This is a genomic window from Cellulomonas sp. P5_C5, assembly GCF_054049655.1.
This window is the reverse complement of record NZ_JBFULY010000034.1, coordinates 38900-55940: the sequence shown is the minus strand read 5'-3', so window position 1 is coordinate 55940 and position 17041 is coordinate 38900. Positions and strand designations below refer to the sequence as shown.

Here is a 17041-nt window from a genome sequence, read left to right as displayed (position 1 = left end):
CACCCCACGAGAAGGAGCCCCATGTCGCAGGGTCAGACCCGGTTGCGTGTCGCGGTGTCGATGCCGACCCTCGTGCCGGGCGGCATGGGCGGCACCGAGACGTACACGCGCGAGCTCCTCGCGGCGCTCGCACGCCGGGACAACGTCGCGGTGCACGCCTTCGTCCCCGCGTCGGCCCAGGGCACCAACGGCGACGTGCCGGAGACGGTCCTGCCGGGCGTCGGACGACGCACCGGGACCGTCGGCAGGATCGACACGCTGCTGCAGGCGGGCGTCCTGCAGCGCGGCCGGATCCGGCGCCTGCTGCAGGGCGCGGACGTGGTGCACCTGCCGTTCACGGTCAACCTGCCCGCGCCCCGCGGGCCGGGCGTCGCCGTCACGCTGCACGACGTGCAGCACCTGGACCTGCCGCACCTGTTCACCCGCGTCGACCACGCCTACCGGCGGGTGTTCTACGAGAACGTCTCCCGGCGCGCGGACGTGGTCATCACCATCAGCGAGTTCTCCCGCGAGCGGATCGTCGAGCACCTCGGCCTCGACGACAGCCGTGTGGTGGTCGCGCCGCTCGGTGTCGACACCGACGGCTTCACCGTCGCCGGTGCGGAGGGTCGGGAGAACTTCGTGCTCTTCCCCGCCCGCAGCTGGCCGCACAAGAACCACGCCCGCCTCGTCGAGGCGGTTGCGCGGCTGCGCGAGGACGACCCCGACCTGCGCCTCGTGCTGACCGGCGGCGCGCTCGACCGGCTCGGCCCGCTGCCGGAGTGGGTCGACGTCCGCGGACTGGTGCCCCTCGCGGAGCTGCGCGAGCTCATGCGCCGCGCCCGCGTCCTGGCCTTCCCGAGCCTGTACGAGGGGTTCGGGCTCCCCCCGCTGGAGGCGATGGCGTCCGGGCTGCCGGTCGCGTCGTCGAACGCGGGCGCCCTGCCCGAGGTGTGCGGGGACGCGGCCGTGCTGTTCGACCCCACGGACGTCGACGCGATCGCCGACGGGATCACCCGGGCCGCGGCGGACCACGAGCGCCTGCGGGCAGCGGGGATCGAGCGCGTCCGCGAGTTCACGTGGGACCGCTCCGCACAGCTCCACGAGGAGGCGTATCTCGCCGCGGCACGGTCGTGAGCCCGTCCACCGATGACCGCTCGGCGGCCGGGTCCCGACCACCGGTCGCGATCGGTCGTCGCGGCGCCACGCGGGTCGCCGCCGCGTCGGTCGTCGCCGCCGCCGGTGGCTACGTCGTGCTGGTGCTGGCGTCCCGGACGCTGACGCCCGCCGCCAACGCCGACTTCCTCGCCTTCTGGGCGCTCATGTTCGGGATGTTCGGCGTCCTCGCCGGCGTGCAGACCGAGACGACCCGCGGCGTGCGTCGCGCCGCGCAGGAGGGCATCCGGGGCGCCCGCGCACTGCCGGTCGGGCTCGCGGTCGGCGCCGTGCTGGCCGTCGTCGTCGCGGCGACGTCACCGCTGTGGGCGGGTCGCGTCCTGGGCGACGACCACGTCGGCGACCTCGTGGTCGTGGTCGCCGCCGTCCTGCTGTTCGCCGGGCACAGCGCCCAGGCGGGCGCCCTGTCCGGCATGGGGGCGTGGACCCGGTTCGCGGACCTCGTCGGCCTCGAGGCGCTCGTCCGGGTCGCCGCGACGGCGGTCGCCGCCGCGGCGGGTGCCGCCGTCGCGGGGTTCGAGGCGGCGGCCGCGGCCGGCGCGTGCACGTGGGTCCTGCTCCTCCTGGCGCCGCCCTACCGCCGCACGGTCCGTGCCCGGGTCGACGTGCCGTGGCCCGCCTTCGTCCGCGGCCTCTCCCACGCCATGGCCGCGTCGGCGGCGAGTGCCGTCCTGCTCGTCGGGTTCCCGGTGCTGCTGCGGCTCACGTCGACACCGGCGGAGTTCGCGACCGCCGCTCCCCTCATCCTCGCGGTGTCCCTGACGCGCGCGCCGCTCCTCATCCCGCTCAGCGCGTTCCAGGGCGTCGTCATCACGCACGTGCTGGAGAACCGGGACCAGGGCCTGCGCGCGCTCCGGCCCGTCGTGCTCGCGCTCGTCGGTGCCGGGCTCGTGGGTTCGGCGCTCGCCTACCTCGTCGGGCCCGCGCTCATGACCCTGCTGTTCGGTCCGGAGTACGAGGTGTCCGGCGCGGTGCTCGCGGGGCTGACCGCGGCCGCCATCGGCCTGGCCCTGCTGACGCTGACCGGCGCGACCACCGTGGCGCTGGACCTGCACCGCGCCTTCTCCGCCGGCTGGATCGTCGCGACCGTCGTCACGGTGGCCCTGCTGGTCGCCCCGTGGACGATCGAGGCGCGGACCGTCGCCGGACTCCTCGTCGGGCCGCTCGTCGGCATCGTCGTGCACCTCGTGGCCCTGCGCCGTGCCCGCGTCGCGCGCCGGTAGAGTGCGCGCCATGCAGCACCAGCCGTCCCGACGGTTGCTCGCCATCATCCCCGCGTGGAACGAGCAGGCCACCATCGCTGCCGTCGTCTCGGAGATCCGCGACACCCTCCCCGACGCCGACGTCCTCGTCGTCAACGACGGGTCCACCGACGGCACGAGCACGGTGGCCCGACGCGCGGGCGCCGCCGTCCTCGACCTCCCGGTGAACCTGGGCGTCGGCGGAGCGATGCGCGCCGGCTACACGTACGCCTTCCGCGCGGGGTACGACAGGACCGTCCAGCTCGACGCGGACGGCCAGCACGACCCCCGGGGCGTCGCCGAGCTGGCACGGGTCATGGACGCGGAGGGAGCCGACATCGTGATCGGCGCGCGGTTCGCCGGCGTCGGCGCCTACGACGTCCGCGGGCCGCGGCGGTGGACGATGCGACTGCTGTCCGTCGTGCTGTCGCGGGTCACGGGCACCCGGCTCACGGACACCACCTCGGGCCTCAAGCTCTGCGCCCGCCCGGCGATCCGCCTGTTCACCTCGAACTACCCGGCCGAGTACCTGGGCGACACGATCGAGTCCATCGTCATCGCGTCCCGCGCCGGGCTGACCATCCGGCAGGTCGGCGTGGAGATGCGTCCCCGGGCCGGCGGCAGACCGTCGCACAGTCCCATCAAGGCAGCCGTGTTCCTCAGCCGCGCGCTGCTGGCGCTCGTCGTCGCCCTCAGCCGTCCTCGTGAACCGGTCCCCGGARGTCCCGACGCATGACCGCGTACCCCTTCGCGCTCGCGATCAGCGCCGTCGTCGTCCTCCTGCTGCTCTGGCTGCTGCGCAGCCGGCGGCTCAAGGAGAAGTACGCGGGCCTGTGGATCGTGCTCGCGCTCGCCGTCGTCATCCTCGGCGTGTTCCCTGACCTGGCGGGCTGGCTCGCCCGGCTCGTCGGGGTCCAGACCCCGATCAACCTCGTCTTCCTGCTCGGCTTCGTCGCGGTCCTCGCGGTGTGCATCCAGCTGAGTGCTGAGCTGTCCCGGGCGGAGGAGACGACCCGCACCCTCGCCGAGGAGATCGCCCTGCTCGGCCTCCGGGTCGAGGGTGTCGAGGCGGCGACGTCCGGCGACACTCAGGGCGCGGACGACACCACCTCGTAGACGCGGTAGGTCGCGTCGGGCGTCGTCGTGCTCGCGATCTCCTGCACGCAGTCCTGCTCGAGAGGCTCGGCGGTGGCGACGTAGTCGACGTGCTGCTGCGCGAACTGGGCGCAGGAGTCGAACCGCAGCGTCAGCGCGTCAGCCGCCGGCAGGGCGATCGGCGGCGCCGCGGGGTCCGCGGTCCAGCCGACGTAGGCGTAGCGGTTCCACGCGGACTCGTTCGCGCCGGTCGGGTCGATCAGGTCCCACATCTCGTCCGAGGGCCAGCCCTGCACGCCGCTGAACGACGGCACCCCGGACTCGCGGAGCACGGCGACGACCGCACCGTCGTCGAGGCCGACCCAGTTCCCGGGGTCCTCGTCCTGCACGCTCTCGACGAGCTTGCCGAGCTCGGTCTGGCGCAGGTCCAGCACGCCGCGGTACAGCGGCACGACCCCCGCCACCATCGCCAGCGCCACGACCGCGACGATGACGGACGGCAGCGTCGCCCTGCCGCGCGCGTACATCCACACGGCCGCGGCGAACGCGACGACCAGCACGGGCCACCACCAGAACTCGGAGAGGACCTGCGGGGCGTTCGCGCGCAAGTACAGGGCGACCAGTGCGTGCGCCACGAGCACCAGGAGGACGGACACCCCGGCCACCCAGCGCGCGGCGGGACCCTCCTGGGAGACCCGGTCCACGACGACCACCAGGACGAGCAGCGCGACGAGCCCGAACCCCACGATGAGTCGCGGGAGGCTGGTCAGGTCGAGCAGGAGGAGCGAGGCGAGGGCGTCCCAGCCGGGGACGTACACGAAGGCCACGAGGACGACCAGGATGCCGAGGAGGGCCGCCAGGGTGCCGTCGACCCGGCCTGGACGGCGACGCGGCCGCAGCAGCACGAGCGCGACCGGCAGCAGGTAGAGGCCGGTCAGCAGGAAGCTCGAGCCCTCGCTCGCGTTGATGGCGAAGCCCTCCGGGGTCGACGCCCGCAGCCCGATGCCGAAGACTCCGGCGAACATGGGCGCCCAGGGGAACTGGGTGGGGTCGCCTGTGGGCCATCGCCGGTCGCCCGGGTACTCGGTCGACGTGATGTCGTCGAGGGTCGCCGCGTGCGTCGTGAGGAACAGCACGAGCACCACGGCGGCGACCGCCCCGCTCACCAGCAGCGGGACCAGCCGGACCAGCCGGGTGCGCCAGGCGAGGTGGCGTGCGTCGACCAGCGTCCCCAGGACGAAGGCCGCCGCGACGAGCGCGCAGGGCACGAGGAACGGCGGGTACATCGTCATGGCGGCGACGACGGCGACGTAGGCCGTCAGGCCGGCCGTGACCCAGCGCACCCACGCGCGTGTGGGGCGGACGGCGACGACCACGCTCAGGCAGACCATGACCGCGAACGTCAGAGGCCAGTACGTCCCGGCGCCGAACCACCACTGCGTGAACGGCGAGAACGCGAACGCGACCGAGACCGCCAGGGCCGCCAGCGGCTTGCGCCACACGACCACGACGAGCGTGTGCACGGCGATGCCGAGCGCGACCAGCGGGAGCCACCAGCGCAGCGCGAAGGCGTTGTCCAGCGGGAGGACACCGAAGCCGAGGTTCTGCGGGCGGAACACCGCCCAGACGTCGCGGTACGGGACGTCGAACAGGACGGAGACGTCCAGGCCGCCCGGGATCACGCGGCTGAACCGGGGCAGTCCCTGCTCGATCTGCCCGATGAGCAGCGGCGTGGTCACCATCCACTCGTCGCTGCGCAGGCCACGCGGTCCGCCGAGCAGGAGCCGCGGGTCCCGTCCGTCGTAGAAGTCGCGGTAGAACGCGCCGGACGAGGAGCCGTTGATCGTGGTGACGACCAGCACCGCCAGGGCCAGGAGGTACGCCGCGACCCCGAGCAGCACCTGCCAGCGCAGCCGCAGGCCGTTGAGGGTGCGCAGCGGGCTCAGCACCCGGTCGAGGACGTGCCGGGCCCTCACCGCGGTGCTGCCGCGTCGCGGCCGGTGGCCTCGCGCTCGAGGACGGCGCGCACGAGGGTGGCGTCCCCCCAGATTCCCGGCGAGTCGTACGGCCGGTCCGGGAACCGCCCGTAGTCCAGCTCGATGTCGAGCCCTCGCTCGCGGATGAACTGCTCGGCGCGCTCCCCCAGTGACATCGGGACCCCGGAGCAGCAGTTGATGATCCCGCTGACCTCGTCCTGCAGGGTCACCGCGGCGATCTGCTGCGCGAGCTCGCCGACGTCGAGGAAGTCGTAGAGGTTGCGGCCACTGGTGAACGGGAAGGTCCGCTCCCCCCGGGCGGCGGCCGCCGCGATCTTGGAGAACACCGACGCGTTGCCCTCGTCGTCCCCCGTCACGTAGAAGCACCGGAGCCACTGCAGCACGGTGTCACCACCGGCGAGCTCGATCTCGAGGGCCTGCCGGAGCGCGTTCTTGGCCACGCCGTACAGGGAGAGCGGACGCGTCGGCGTGGTCGCGACGACGGGACCCTCGTGGTACCCGACCTCGTGCATCGACCCGATGACCGCGAGGCGACCCACCCCGCTGCGCGCGAGCTCCCGCAGGAGGTCCAGGTGCTGAGGCAGCCGCTCGACGTGGACCGGCGCGTTGTGCACGAAGCCGGCCTCCCAGGCCAGGTGCAGGCACACGTCCGGCGAGCCCAGCCGCTCGAACCGGTCCCCGGGGTGCGCGAAGATGTCGGCCTCGATGCGCCGGACTCCCGGCGGGGGCGGTGCGCCCTGCGGGTCCCGCTCGACGGTGACGACGTCGGCGTCGCGTGCGACCAGCGCCTCCACGACGTGCCGACCGATGTACCCACCGGCCCCGGTGACGAGGACGACCGGGCGCGTCATACCGGCTGCGCCATGGTCGGGCGACTCACCATTCGCATGCAGACTCTCCACCTACCGTGACCGTCGCGGTCCTGCTGCGGACGGCGAAACCTGCCGCGAAAGGTATCACCGTCGCGGCAGCGGTCACGGCGCGGGCGCCAGCACCTCCGCGGCCGCCGCCTCCCACCGCTGCGCCCAGTCGGGAACAGGGGCGACGCCCACGTCGGCGAAGCGGTCGTGGCCGAGGACCGAGTACGCCGGGCGCGGCGCGGGACGCGTGAACTGCTCGCTCGTCACGGGCCGGACGATCTCCGGGTCGAGCCCGGCGGCGGCGACCACCGCGCGCGCGAAGCCGAACCACGTCGCGGTGCCCTGCGAGGTCGCGTGGTAGATCCCGGCGGGGGCCTCCGCCGCGACGAGGTCGAGCACGACCCGCGCCACGTCCTTCGTCCACGTCGGCTGCCCGACCTGGTCGTCGACCACGTCGAGCCCGCCACGCTCCGCGGCGAGGCGCGCGATCGTCCGGGGGAAGCAGTTCCCGTTGTGCCCGTAGAGCCATGCCGTGCGGACCACGATCCCGTCGGGGCAGCCCGCGAGCGCGGCCCACTCCCCCGCGGCCTTCGTGCGTCCGTACGCGGACCGAGGGGCCACGGCGCCGTCCTCGGCGTACGGGGTCGACGCGTGCCCGTCGAACACGTAGTCGGTCGAGACCTGGACCAGCCGGGCGCCGTTGCGGCGTGCCGCGGCGGCCAGCAGCGAGGGCGCGACGGCGTTGAGGCGGAACGCGTCGGCCTCCCGCGTCTCCGCGTCGTCGACCCCGGTCCACGCGGCGCAGTTGACCACGACGTCGTGCCCGCGGACCGCCGCGGCCACGGCGTCGACGTCGAGCACGTCGAGCGTGGCACGGTCGGCGGCGGTGACCTCGACGCCTGCCGAGCGCAGCGTCGCCACGATGTCGCTGCCGAGCATCCCGGCAGCTCCCGTCACCAACCAGCGCACAACTGTCTCCCCAACCTCGCTCACGACTACGGCGGCCAAGATTAGCCGCCTAGAGTGGCTCGGCACACTTCGACCATGAGGAGACAACCCGTGCAGTTCCGCGAGCTCGCCGTTCCCGGCGCCTGGGAGATCACGACGAAGCAGTTCGGTGACCCTCGGGGCGTCTTCCTCGAGTGGTTCAAGGACGAGGCCTTCCAGGAGGCCGTCGGTCACCCGCTCGACCTGCGGCAGGCAAACTGCTCGGTCTCCGCGGCCGGCGTCCTGCGCGGCATCCACTTCGCCGACGTGCCCCCGGGCCAGGCCAAGTACGTGACGTGCGTGAAGGGCGCGGTCCTGGACGTCGCCGTCGACATCCGGGTCGGGTCGCCGACGTTCGGCCGGTGGGACGCGGTCCTGCTCGACGACACCGACCGGCGCGCCATCTACCTCTCCGAGGGCCTGGGCCACGCGTTCCTGTCGCTGGAGGACGACTCGACCGTCGTCTACCTGTGCTCGACCGGCTACTCCCCGGGCCGCGAGCACGGGATCCACCCGCTGGACCCCGCGATCGGCATCGACTGGCCGACGGTCGACCGGCAGGGCCGCAGCATCTCGCCGCAGCTGTCCGAGAAGGACCTCGTCGCGCCCACCCTGGAGGAGGCGCGCACCGGAGGGCTGCTCCCGACGCTCGAGGACGTCGAGCGCTACGTCGGCACGTTGCGCGGCTGACCCGCGTGACAGGCCCCCACGACCTGCGCGTCGCGCTCACCGTCGAGCAGGTCTGGCAGCGCACGCCCGGTGGTTCGGGCACCTACGTCGTGGAGCTGAGCCGCGCGCTGTCCGAGCGGTCCGGCGTCGACGCGGTCGGCATCGCCGGGTGGCACCGCGAGCCGCCGCCGTCGGCCTGGCCGGTGACCATCCCGGTCCGCCGCGTCCCGCTGCCCCGGCGTGCGCTCTACGACGCGTGGCAGCTGCTGCACCTGCCGCGCGCCGAGCACGTGGTGCCCGGCACGGACGTCGTGCACGCGACGACGTGGGCGATCCCGCCGACGCGGCGACCCCTCGTGGTGACCGTCCACGACCTCGCGTTCCTGCACGACCGCAGCCACTTCACGGCCCGCGGCAACGCGTTCTTCCGACGAGCCCTGGACCGCGTGCGCGACGACGCCGCTGCCGTGCTGGTGCCGTCGCAGGTCACGGCCGACGAGTGCGTCGCCGAGGGGCTCGACGCGGCGCGCATCACCGTGGTGCCGCACGGCGCCCGGATCACGCGCCCGTCCGACGCGGCCCTCGCGGACTGGCGCCGGCGGCACGGCGTCGAGCGCGACTACGTGCTGTGGTGCGGGACGGTCGAGCCGCGCAAGAACCTGCCCACGCTCCTGGCGGCCTACCAGCGGGCCGCCCTGGCGGACGTGGACCTCGTCCTGGTCGGTCCGCAGGGCTGGGGCCGGCTCCCGGCGATCGGCGAGGAGCTCGACCACGGCAAGGTGCACGTGCTCGGCTCGCTGGACCGGGCGGACCTCGACGCGGCGTACGCCGGGGCACGGGCCTTCTGCTTCCCCTCGATCCGGGAGGGGTTCGGCCTGCCCGTCCTCGAGGCCATGCAGCACGGCGTCCCGGTGGTGACGTCGGCGGGGACGGCGTGCGCGGAGGTCGCCGGTGACGCGGCCCTGCTGGTCGACGCGCTCGACGTGGACGCGCTCGCCGAGGCGCTGGTGCAGGCCACGGGCGCCGCGCACGACGAGCTGGTCGCACGGTCGACGGTGCGGGCCCAGGACTTCTCGTGGGAGCGCTCGGCCGATTCGACCGTCGGTGTCTACCGCGAGGTCAGCGGGACCCGCTGACGGCGGCCTTCAGCGCGGGACCGACTGCGCGTGCTCGGCCAGCTCGGCCTCGTGCACCAGCTCAGGGTGGTCCTGCTCGTCGGCCGCGGTGTGCTCGAGGGACCGGCGCTGCACCAGGACGGCGACGAGCGCCGCGGCGCCGGCGACCAGCAGGTCCGCGACGGTGAAGATCAGGCGCGACGCGACGGCGAGCCCGGTCGCTGCACCGGTGGTCATCACGGTGCTGAGCGCGGCGATGATGACGGCCTCGCGGACTCCGACCCCCGACGGCAGGAACACGGCGAACAGACCCGCCGTGAGCCCGATGGCGATCGTGCCGACGCACAGCAGGAGCGTCGTGACGCCGGGGTCGACCAGCGAGTTCGCCAGGATCCAGAGGTGGACGCCGAAGCACGTGTAGGAGAACACGGCCCACCCGAACGACCGCGCGACGACCCGCCCGCCGAGGCGGTGCTCGAGCGGCGGGCGGCGCAGGATGCGGAACACCAGCCCGGCGAGGTAGGTCATGACGCGCGGGAGCAGGCAGACGAGGCCGAGCGGGAGGAGCGCGAACAGCCACAGGAGGTCCTGGTGCCCGTCCATCACCACGGGGATCGCCGCCAGGCCGAGCACCAGCGAGGCGACCACGCCGATCCCGGCGGCGAACAGGCTCGCGGCGAACACCCGTGCGCGAGCGATGCCGTAGCGGCGACCGAGCTCCATCTGGAGCACGTACGCCCACACCGAGCCGGGCACGTACTTGCCCAGCTGCCCGACGAGCACGACCTGACCGCCGCGGGCGACGCCCACCTTCGGTCCCATGTCGTCGAGCAGCGCCTGCCAGCTCAGCGCGCCGGCGATGATGCCGACGACGACCGCCACGAACGACGCCGCGATGGACAGGGCGTTGACCTGGCGCAGCGCGACCGAGACCTCGTCCCACTGGTAGACCACCTGCCAGACGGCGGCCGCGACGACGACGAGGATGAGCACCCACCGGCCGACCACCAGCAGACGCTGCTTCGTGGTGCGGGGCGGCGTCTCGGGCACGACCTGCTCGACGCTCACGGAGCGGACACCTTCTCCCAGGTGAGGAACTCGTCGCGCAGCTCGTCCGGCACGTCGTCGGCGGTGGGCACCAGGCCCTGCTCGTAGAACGTGCTGATGGCGTCGACGGCAGCCTCGTCGAGACCGCGGCGGGTCATCCCGACGCGGTTGGCGCCGCGCACCCGGGCGGGGTTGCCGAACGCGAGCGCGAACGGCGGGACGTCGCGCGTGACGACCGATCCCATCCCGACCATGGCGCCCGCGCCGACGAAGCGGCGCTGGTGCACGACGCTGCCGAGCCCGATGTTCGCGCCCGCACCGATCCGCACGTGCCCGCCCATGGTCACGGTCGACGCCAGCGTGGAGCCGCTCTCCACGACGGAGTCGTGCGCGACGTACACCTTGTTCATCAGGAAGCAGTCGTCACCGATGACCGTCTGCTGCTGCCACCCCTGGTGGATCAGCGTCTGCTCGCGGATCACGTTGCGGTGCCCGATGACGATCCCCGGCCCGGTGGGCGCGGACTCCCACTGCGCCACGTGCTCCACGCCGCGCACCTCAGGGGGCGTACCGATCGTGACGCCGGGGCCGATCCAGTTGCCGTCGCCGATCTCCAGCGGGCCGTACAGGACGACGTGCGGCCCGATCACATTGCCGTCACCGAGGACCACACCGTCTCCGATGACGGCCGTGGGATGGATCGAGTTCATGTTCCTCCGAGCGCAGACATAGCACACCGATGTTACCCGGGCTCGTGACGCCCTCGCGCCTCGACGGCGTGTCGAGGGGCTGACCTGGGGGCATGCGGCGAAACGTGGCGCCGCTGGTACCGTCGTGGCCGCATCCCACCAGCCGCACCCCGAAGTCGAGGTCGTTGTCGTGATCCCCATCTCCTCCGTCGAGCTCGGTCCCGAGGTCGAGGCCGAAGTCCTCAAGGTCCTGCGCTCGGGAATGATCGCGCAGGGTCCGGTGGTCGCCGAGTTCGAGCGCCGCTTCGCCGAGCTCACGGGCGTCAAGCACGCCGTCGCCGTCAACAACGGGACCACCGCCCTCGTGGCGGCGCTGCAGGTCCAGGACCTGGAGCCCGGTGACGAGGTCGTCACGAGCCCGTTCACGTTCGTGGCCACGCTGAACGCGATCCTCGAGGCCGGCGCGACGGCGACGTTCGCCGACATCCGCGACGAGGACTTCAACCTCGACCCCGCGGCCACGGAGGCGGCCCTGACCGACCGGACGCGCGTCGTCATGCCGGTCCACCTGTACGGGCAGACCGTCGAGGCGTCCGCCTTCACCGACCTGGCGCAGCGCCGCGGCCTCGTGCTGGTCGAGGACTCGGCGCAGTCGCACGGGGCCACGTTCGAGGGCCGCGCGGCGGGCAGCTTCGGCATCGGCTGCTTCTCGTTCTACGGCACGAAGAACCTCACCACCGGCGAGGGCGGCATCATCACGACGGACGACGACGGGATCGCCGACCGGCTGCGGGTGCTGCGCAACCAGGGCATGCGTGCGCGCTACCAGTACGAGGTCGCCGGCCACAACTACCGGCTGACCGACCTGCAGGCCGCCGTGGTGCTCCCCCAGCTCGACCGGTACGCGGCCAAGGTCGCCGACCGCCGGGCGAACGCCGCGGCGCTCATCGAGGGCCTGCAGGACGTGCCCGGCCTCGTCGTCCCCCGCCAGCTGGCCGGCCGCGAGCACGTCTGGCACCAGTTCACGGTCCGGGTCACCGCGGACGCGGCTGTGAGCCGCGACGAGCTGGTCACGCGGCTGACGGAGGCCGGCGTCGGCAGCGGCATCTACTACCCGAAGCTCGTCTTCGACTACGAGACGTACCGCACCCACCCGCGGGTGCGGATCAGTGACGTCCCCGTCGCCGCGCAGGTGGTGACCGAGGTCGTCTCCCTGCCCGTCCACCCCAAGCTCTCGGGCGACGACGTCCAGCACGTCGTCGAGTCCGTCCGCAAGATCCTCGGGGCATGACCGTGGCCGCTCCCCGGATCCTGCTCGTCGGCGCGGGCGCGATGGGGTCGCTGCACGCGCGCGTCACGGCCCAGCACCCCGGTGCCGAGCTCGTCACCGTCGTCGACCCCCGTCCCGAGGTCGGCCAGGMGCTCGCCGACCGCTTCGGTGCCACCTGGCGGCCCGAGATCGGCTCGCTCTCCGACGTCGACGCGGTGATCGTCGCCGCCGCGACCGAGGCGCACTTCGGCCTCGCGCGCGAGGTGCTCGAGGCCGACGTCCCGCTCCTCGTCGAGAAGCCCGTCACGGACAAGCTGACGCAGACCATCGAGGTCCTCGAGCTGTCCGCCGCGCGCGGCGTCCCGATCATGTGCGGCCTGCTCGAGCGGTACAACCCCGCCGTCCTGACCGCCCGGACCATGATCGACTCGCCGATCCACGTGACCGGCGTCCGGCACTCGCCGTACGCGCCGCGGATCCGCACCGGCGTGGCGTGGGACCTGCTCGTGCACGACGTCGACCTCGCGCTCCAGGTGATCGGCGGCAACGTCTCGCACATCGAGGCCGCCGTCGGCCACTACCACCCGACGTCCGTCGCGGGCGCCGAGGACGTCGTCGAGGCGCTCCTGCGGTTCGACTCGGGCGCGGTGGCCAGCGTCTCCGCGAGCCGGCTCGGGCAGCGCAAGGTGCGGTCCCTGACCATCCACGAGCTGGACCGCCTCATCGAGGTGGACCTGCTGCGCCGGGACGTGACGGTCTACCGGCACGTGTCGGGCGAGTCGGCCGACGACGGCCGCGGGTACCGCCAGCAGACGATCATCGAGATCCCCGAGCTCGTGACGTCGCAGGAGCCGCTCGCCGCCCAGCTCGACCGGTTCCTCGGCATCCTCGCGGGCACGGTCGACGCGGACGCCGAGCGCGCCCGCGTGCCGGACCGCAGGGTCCTGGCACGCGCCTCTCGTCGTCGGGCCTCAGCCCCGGTTGGCCACCATCTTGCCCAGCACGTCGAGGTGCTGGTCGAGGACGTGCTCGAGGGAGAACGACTCGTGCACGACGGCCTGCGCGTTCGCGCCCACCGCGCGCCCGCGCTCACGGTCGCGGAGCACCTCGCGCAGCGCCGTGCCGAGTCCGGGCACGTCACCGGGCGCGACGAACCAGAGATCCTCGCGGTTCCGCAGCGGGATCGTCGGGAAGTTGTCCTCCCGTGCCGGCGCGACCACCGGGACGCCCGCGGCCATCGCCTCGAGCGTCGCCGTGCCGAGCCCGATGCCCTGCTCGTGGGACTCCACGTCCGCCGCCGCGAGGAAGTCCGGGACCTGCGCCTTGGGGATGGCGCCGACCGAGATCACCGACGACCGGATGCCGAGCTCGTCGGCACGCTGCTCGAACGCGTCGTAGTACACCTTGCCGACCACCACGAGCTTCGCGTCCGGGAACTCCGCGAGCACGTCCGGCATCGCCTCAACCAGCGCCACGCGGTCCCGCAGCGGGATCACGTGACCGAGCGAGAGGATCAGGGGCACCTGCGCGTCCAGTCCCAGCGCGGCGCGCGCCGCCGACCCGTCGCCCCCCGCGGTCCAGGCCGGGTCGACGCCGACGGGGATGTAGTCCAGCCCCCGGTACGCGCCCTTGTACCGACCCTTGATGTACTCGTCCATCAGGACGTCCATGACGACGACACGCGGCTGCGAGATCCGCAGCGCCGGCTTGACCATCGTCGCGTCGAGGACGCGGAACACCCCGTGGTAGTGCGCCTTGGGATTCTCCAGGCGGGTGTGCACGCTCAGCAGCACCGGGATCCCGCGCCGCCGTGCGTACATGCCGGTCGCCCACGTCAGGTCGAAGAACTGGCCGTGCTGGTGGATGACGTCCGGCCGGAAGTCGTCGAGCAGGGCGGCCAGCCGCCGGCCCAGGCTGGGCCGCGACGCGAACGAGATGTCGAAGCTCACCGCGAGCCGGGTCTCCGGCAGGGAGACCGACGGCAGCCGGACGATCCGCAGCCCGTCGCGGACCTCACGCGCGGGCGCGTCGCCGTAGGACGCCGTGACGACGAGCACCTCGTGGCCACGCTCGGCGTACCCGCGGGCGAGGGCGTCCGCGAGGTGCGAGCTCCCACCCACCCGCGGCGGGAAGAAGTTGTTGACGACGACGATCCTCATGTGGCGTCCGGCACCCGGACGAACGCCGGGGTGCCGTCCTCGTCGAGCTCGACGGTCGAGACCACCCGGGCGGGCACGCCCGCGACGACGACGCCGGCCGGGACGTCCTGCGTCACGACGGCGCCGGCCCCGATCACGGAGCCGTCGCCGATGGTCACGCCCATGGTGATGACGGCGTTCGCACCGACGAACACGCGGTCCCCGAGGGTCACCGGAGCCCGGTCGACCGTCGGGTAGCGCCGGCCCGAGACGCACCTGCGTGCGCTGCTGTGCGTGTAGATCTGGGCGCCGGCGCTGATGTCGCAGCCCGCACCGATCGTCAGTCCGCCGGAGCCGTCGATGACGGTGAAGGCACCGATCCAGGTGCCCTCACCGATCGACGGCTCACCGACGATCCAGGCGAGCTCGTGGTACGGGTTCTCGGGGAGGACCCCCGGCCGACGCACCTCCATCAGCCGCCGTTCCGGATGAGGTCGGCCATCCCGTCGCCCACGGCGATCGTCGGCTCGAAGCCGAGGATCTCCTTCGCGCGCGTCACGTCGGCCGCGCGGCGGCTGACCAGGACGTCGCGCGGGTTGAAGATCGGCTCCACGTCGGCGCCGACGGCGTCGATGAGGATCCGGGCCAGGTCGGCGATCGAGGTGTCGATGCCGGTGCCGACGTTGACGGGCACGTTCGCCTGCTCCGACTCGAGGGCGAGCACGACCGAGCGCGCGATGTCGTGGACGTGGATGAAGTCCATCGACTGCTCACCCTTGCCGTCGATGACCGGCGCCTCGCCGTTGCGCAGCCGGTTGACGAAGTGGTTGATGACGGACGTGTAGTACGCCGTCGTCTTCTGCCCGGGGCCGTAGACGTTGAAGAACCGCAGCGCGATCCAGGAGAGGTTCGAGCGCCGCTGGTAGTAGCCGAGCAGGTCCTCGCCCGTGCGCTTCGCGATGCAGTACGGCGTCAGCGGCGACAGCTCGTCGTCCTCGTGCATCGGGAGCTTCTCCGGGTCGCCGTAGACCGACGCGCTCGACGCGTACACGAGGCGCTCCACGCCGTGGTCGGCGGCCGCCGCGAACACGTTGTGGCTGCCGATCATGTTGATGTCCATCGACTCGTACGGGTCCGACTGGCTCTTGTTGATCGACACCGCCGCGAGGTGGATGACGTGGCTGGCACCCTTCATCGCCTGGTGGACCGCGCCGCCGTACCGGACGTCCTGGTCGATGAGCTCGACGTCGCCCGTCTGCGCGAGGGCGGCGACCGCGTCCCGGTCACCGCGGAACATGTTGTCGAAGATGCGGACCTTGTAGTCCTTCTCGAGCAGCATCGGGACGACGTGGAGGCCGATGAACCCGGCACCACCGGTGATGAAGACGGTCTTCTTGTCTGCCATGACGAACGAGGGCTCCTTGGTCGGTGCGTGCGGGTGGGCGTCAGCGACGCGAGGCGGGTGCGGTGACGACGTCGCGCACGACGTCGGACACGCGTTCCACCTGGGCGTCGGTCAGGTTGGCGTGCATCGGCACCGCGAGGTGCCGGGCGAAGAGGTCGGCCGAGACCGGCAGGTTCTGGCGACCACCATAGACGGGCTGCAGGTGCGAGGCGTACGTCCCGAAGTTGCACTGCACGCCGCGTGCGCGCAGCTCGAGCGCCACCGCACCGCGGTCGAGGCTCGGGTCGAGCGTCAGGACGTACGACTGCCACGGGTGCTCGCGGTCGTCGAGCGCGGCGGGGAGCGTGACGAGGTCGAGGTCGCCCAGCAGCTCGGCGTAGCCGGCGGCGGCCCGGCGGCGCGACGCGAGCAGGTCGGGCAGGCGCTTGACCTGCACCCGCATGATCGCGGCGGCCACGTCGGACAGGCGGTAGTTGTACCCCGCCTCGTCGAACGACGGCACGGGCAGCTCCTGGGCGCCCTCGCGGGAGAGCGCCGGCTCGATGCCGTAGGTGTGCAGCTTGCGGGCGTGGCTGGCCAGGTCGTCGCGGTCCGTGGTCAGCGCACCGCCCTCGCCGGCCGTGATGCCCTTGCGGCCGTGGAAGCTGAACGTCGCGACGTCGGCGAGCGAGCCGGCCGGACGGCCCTTGTAGGTGGCGCCGGCGGAGCATGCCGCGTCCTCCATGAGCCACAGCCCGTGCCGGTCCGCGATCGCACGCAGCTCGTCGTAGTCGGCGGGCTGGCCGAAGACGTCGACCGCGAGGATGCCGACGGTCCGCTCCGTGATGGCGGCCTCGACGGCCGCCGGGTCGGCGCTCCAGATGTCCGGGCGGACGTCGGCGAACACAGGTGTCGCACCGGTCCACATGACCGAGTGGCCGGTGGCGGGGAACGTGTAGTCGCCGACGATGACCTCGTCACCGGGACCGGCGCCGAGCACGTCGAGACCGAGGTGCAGCGCCGACCCGCAGTTCGACGTGGCGAGCACGTGCTGCGTGCCCGAGACCGCGGCGAAGTCGGCCTCGAACGCCTTGCACGCCGGTCCGGCGCCGGAGAGCCAGCCCGAGGCGAACACCTCGGCGATGGCGTCGAGCTCCTCGCTGCCGACGGTGGGCTGCCCCAGCGGGACGACCTCGGTCATGTGACTCCTCGAGACGGGGCAACCCGTGTCGGTTGCCGGTGGCGACGTGCCGGTCGGCGGTCGCGGCGCCGCGACGCCGGAACGCCGCGACGCGGGCCCGGGCCGCTGGACGTGGGTCCGCGACCCGACCTGCAGGGCCCGCCTACCCTACCCGGCGAGTCAGGTTCGGCCCGTATCCGCGGGTACCCTGTGG

Annotated in this window: 16 protein-coding genes and 1 pseudogene; 8 read left to right on the top strand and 9 right to left on the bottom strand. The window is 72.9% G+C overall.

Annotated features, from left to right (window positions below; genetic code table 11):
* Positions 1-21 precede the first annotated feature (21 nt).
* From ACXJKF_RS19635 to ACXJKF_RS19620, 4 genes are read left to right on the top strand one after another with little or no spacing between them, the layout of a single operon-like run.
* On the top strand, positions 22-1116 hold the full coding sequence (locus ACXJKF_RS19635; RefSeq protein WP_456789408.1) for a glycosyltransferase family 4 protein: 1095 nt from the start codon (positions 22-24) through the stop codon (positions 1114-1116).
* Positions 1113-2378, top strand: a complete 1266-nt coding sequence (locus tag ACXJKF_RS19630) for a hypothetical protein (RefSeq protein WP_456789407.1) — start codon at positions 1113-1115, stop codon at positions 2376-2378. The genes ACXJKF_RS19635 and ACXJKF_RS19630 overlap by 4 nt, the downstream gene beginning before the upstream one ends.
* Before the next feature lie 10 nt (positions 2379-2388).
* Entirely contained in the window at positions 2389-3132 is a 744-nt protein-coding gene (locus ACXJKF_RS19625) for a glycosyltransferase family 2 protein (RefSeq protein ID WP_456789406.1), read from the top strand.
* The gene (locus ACXJKF_RS19620; RefSeq protein ID WP_456789405.1) at positions 3129-3512 is read left to right on the top strand and encodes a DUF2304 domain-containing protein; all 384 of its coding nucleotides are present in this window, start codon (positions 3129-3131) and stop codon (positions 3510-3512) included. The genes ACXJKF_RS19625 and ACXJKF_RS19620 overlap by 4 nt, the downstream gene beginning before the upstream one ends.
* Here ACXJKF_RS19620 and ACXJKF_RS19615 read toward each other — a convergent pair.
* The 3 genes from ACXJKF_RS19615 to rfbD form a co-directional block, all read right to left on the bottom strand.
* Positions 3485-5467 carry a DUF7657 domain-containing protein gene (locus ACXJKF_RS19615; RefSeq protein ID WP_456789404.1) on the bottom strand — a complete coding sequence of 661 codons (1983 nt, stop codon included), beginning with the start codon at positions 5465-5467 and terminating at the stop codon, positions 3485-3487. The two genes, ACXJKF_RS19620 and ACXJKF_RS19615, sit on opposite strands and share 28 nt — an antisense overlap.
* Complete coding sequence (locus tag ACXJKF_RS19610) at positions 5464-6339, bottom strand: NAD-dependent epimerase/dehydratase family protein (RefSeq protein WP_456789403.1); 876 nt, start codon at positions 6337-6339, stop codon at positions 5464-5466. The genes ACXJKF_RS19615 and ACXJKF_RS19610 overlap by 4 nt, the downstream gene beginning before the upstream one ends.
* 123 nt (positions 6340-6462) lie before the next feature.
* A complete protein-coding gene (rfbD, locus tag ACXJKF_RS19605; protein WP_456789402.1) occupies positions 6463-7317 on the bottom strand; it encodes a dTDP-4-dehydrorhamnose reductase in 855 nt (284 codons plus the stop codon).
* A 90-nt stretch (positions 7318-7407) separates the two neighbouring features.
* Here rfbD and rfbC point away from each other — a divergent pair, with 90 nt between their 5' ends.
* Both rfbC and ACXJKF_RS19595 read left to right on the top strand, forming a co-directional pair.
* Positions 7408-8025 carry a dTDP-4-dehydrorhamnose 3,5-epimerase gene (gene rfbC, locus ACXJKF_RS19600; RefSeq protein WP_456789424.1) on the top strand — a complete coding sequence of 206 codons (618 nt, stop codon included), beginning with the start codon at positions 7408-7410 and terminating at the stop codon, positions 8023-8025.
* Between the two features lie 5 nt (positions 8026-8030).
* On the top strand, positions 8031-9140 hold the full coding sequence (locus ACXJKF_RS19595; RefSeq protein WP_456789401.1) for a glycosyltransferase family 4 protein: 1110 nt from the start codon (positions 8031-8033) through the stop codon (positions 9138-9140).
* Between the two features lie 9 nt (positions 9141-9149).
* Here the strand turns inward: ACXJKF_RS19595 and ACXJKF_RS19590 are convergent, their stop codons facing one another.
* Complete coding sequence (locus ACXJKF_RS19590; RefSeq protein ID WP_456789400.1) at positions 9150-10187, bottom strand: lysylphosphatidylglycerol synthase domain-containing protein; 1038 nt, start codon at positions 10185-10187, stop codon at positions 9150-9152.
* Positions 10184-10876, bottom strand: a complete 693-nt coding sequence (locus ACXJKF_RS19585) for an acyl-ACP--UDP-N- acetylglucosamine O-acyltransferase (RefSeq protein ID WP_456789399.1) — start codon at positions 10874-10876, stop codon at positions 10184-10186. The genes ACXJKF_RS19590 and ACXJKF_RS19585 overlap by 4 nt, the downstream gene beginning before the upstream one ends.
* 169 nt (positions 10877-11045) lie before the next feature.
* On the opposite strand from ACXJKF_RS19585, the gene ACXJKF_RS19580 reads away from it, so the two are divergent.
* Positions 11046-12146, top strand: coding sequence for a DegT/DnrJ/EryC1/StrS family aminotransferase (locus tag ACXJKF_RS19580; RefSeq protein WP_456789398.1), 1101 nt, complete (start codon positions 11046-11048; stop codon positions 12144-12146).
* A pseudogene (locus ACXJKF_RS19575) lies at positions 12143-12817 on the top strand (Gfo/Idh/MocA family protein); the annotation flags it as partial. The gene ACXJKF_RS19580 and the pseudogene ACXJKF_RS19575, both read left to right, overlap by 4 nt.
* A 279-nt stretch (positions 12818-13096) precedes the next feature.
* Here the strand turns inward: ACXJKF_RS19575 and ACXJKF_RS19570 are convergent.
* From ACXJKF_RS19570 to ACXJKF_RS19555, 4 genes are read right to left on the bottom strand one after another with little or no spacing between them, the layout of a single operon-like run.
* Positions 13097-14284 carry a glycosyltransferase family 4 protein gene (locus ACXJKF_RS19570; RefSeq protein ID WP_456789397.1) on the bottom strand — a complete coding sequence of 396 codons (1188 nt, stop codon included), beginning with the start codon at positions 14282-14284 and terminating at the stop codon, positions 13097-13099.
* Positions 14281-14736: an acyltransferase gene (locus tag ACXJKF_RS19565; protein ID WP_456789396.1), complete on the bottom strand. Its 456-nt coding sequence runs from the start codon at positions 14734-14736 to the stop codon at positions 14281-14283. Before ACXJKF_RS19565 ends, ACXJKF_RS19570 begins: the two co-directional genes overlap by 4 nt.
* A complete protein-coding gene (locus ACXJKF_RS19560) occupies positions 14736-15668 on the bottom strand; it encodes an NAD-dependent epimerase/dehydratase family protein (protein ID WP_456789395.1) in 933 nt (310 codons plus the stop codon). The genes ACXJKF_RS19565 and ACXJKF_RS19560 overlap by 1 nt, the downstream gene beginning before the upstream one ends.
* A 40-nt stretch (positions 15669-15708) precedes the next feature.
* Entirely contained in the window at positions 15709-16848 is a 1140-nt protein-coding gene (locus ACXJKF_RS19555) for a DegT/DnrJ/EryC1/StrS family aminotransferase (RefSeq protein ID WP_456789394.1), read from the bottom strand.
* Positions 16849-17041 lie beyond the last annotated feature (193 nt).

Coding starts and splice junctions, on each gene's coding strand:
- ACXJKF_RS19635 (WP_456789408.1), top strand. CDS start 22: ATGTCGCAGGGTCAGACCCGGTTGCGTGTCGCGGTGTCGATGCCGACC.
- ACXJKF_RS19620 (WP_456789405.1), top strand. CDS start 3,129: ATGACCGCGTACCCCTTCGCGCTCGCGATCAGCGCCGTCGTCGTCCTC.
- ACXJKF_RS19610 (WP_456789403.1), bottom strand. CDS start 6,339: ATGACGCGCCCGGTCGTCCTCGTCACCGGGGCCGGTGGGTACATCGGT.
- ACXJKF_RS19585 (WP_456789399.1), bottom strand. CDS start 10,876: ATGAACTCGATCCATCCCACGGCCGTCATCGGAGACGGTGTGGTCCTC.
- ACXJKF_RS19570 (WP_456789397.1), bottom strand. CDS start 14,284: ATGAGGATCGTCGTCGTCAACAACTTCTTCCCGCCGCGGGTGGGTGGG.
- ACXJKF_RS19565 (WP_456789396.1), bottom strand. CDS start 14,736: ATGGAGGTGCGTCGGCCGGGGGTCCTCCCCGAGAACCCGTACCACGAG.
- ACXJKF_RS19560 (WP_456789395.1), bottom strand. CDS start 15,668: ATGGCAGACAAGAAGACCGTCTTCATCACCGGTGGTGCCGGGTTCATC.
- ACXJKF_RS19555 (WP_456789394.1), bottom strand. CDS start 16,848: ATGACCGAGGTCGTCCCGCTGGGGCAGCCCACCGTCGGCAGCGAGGAG.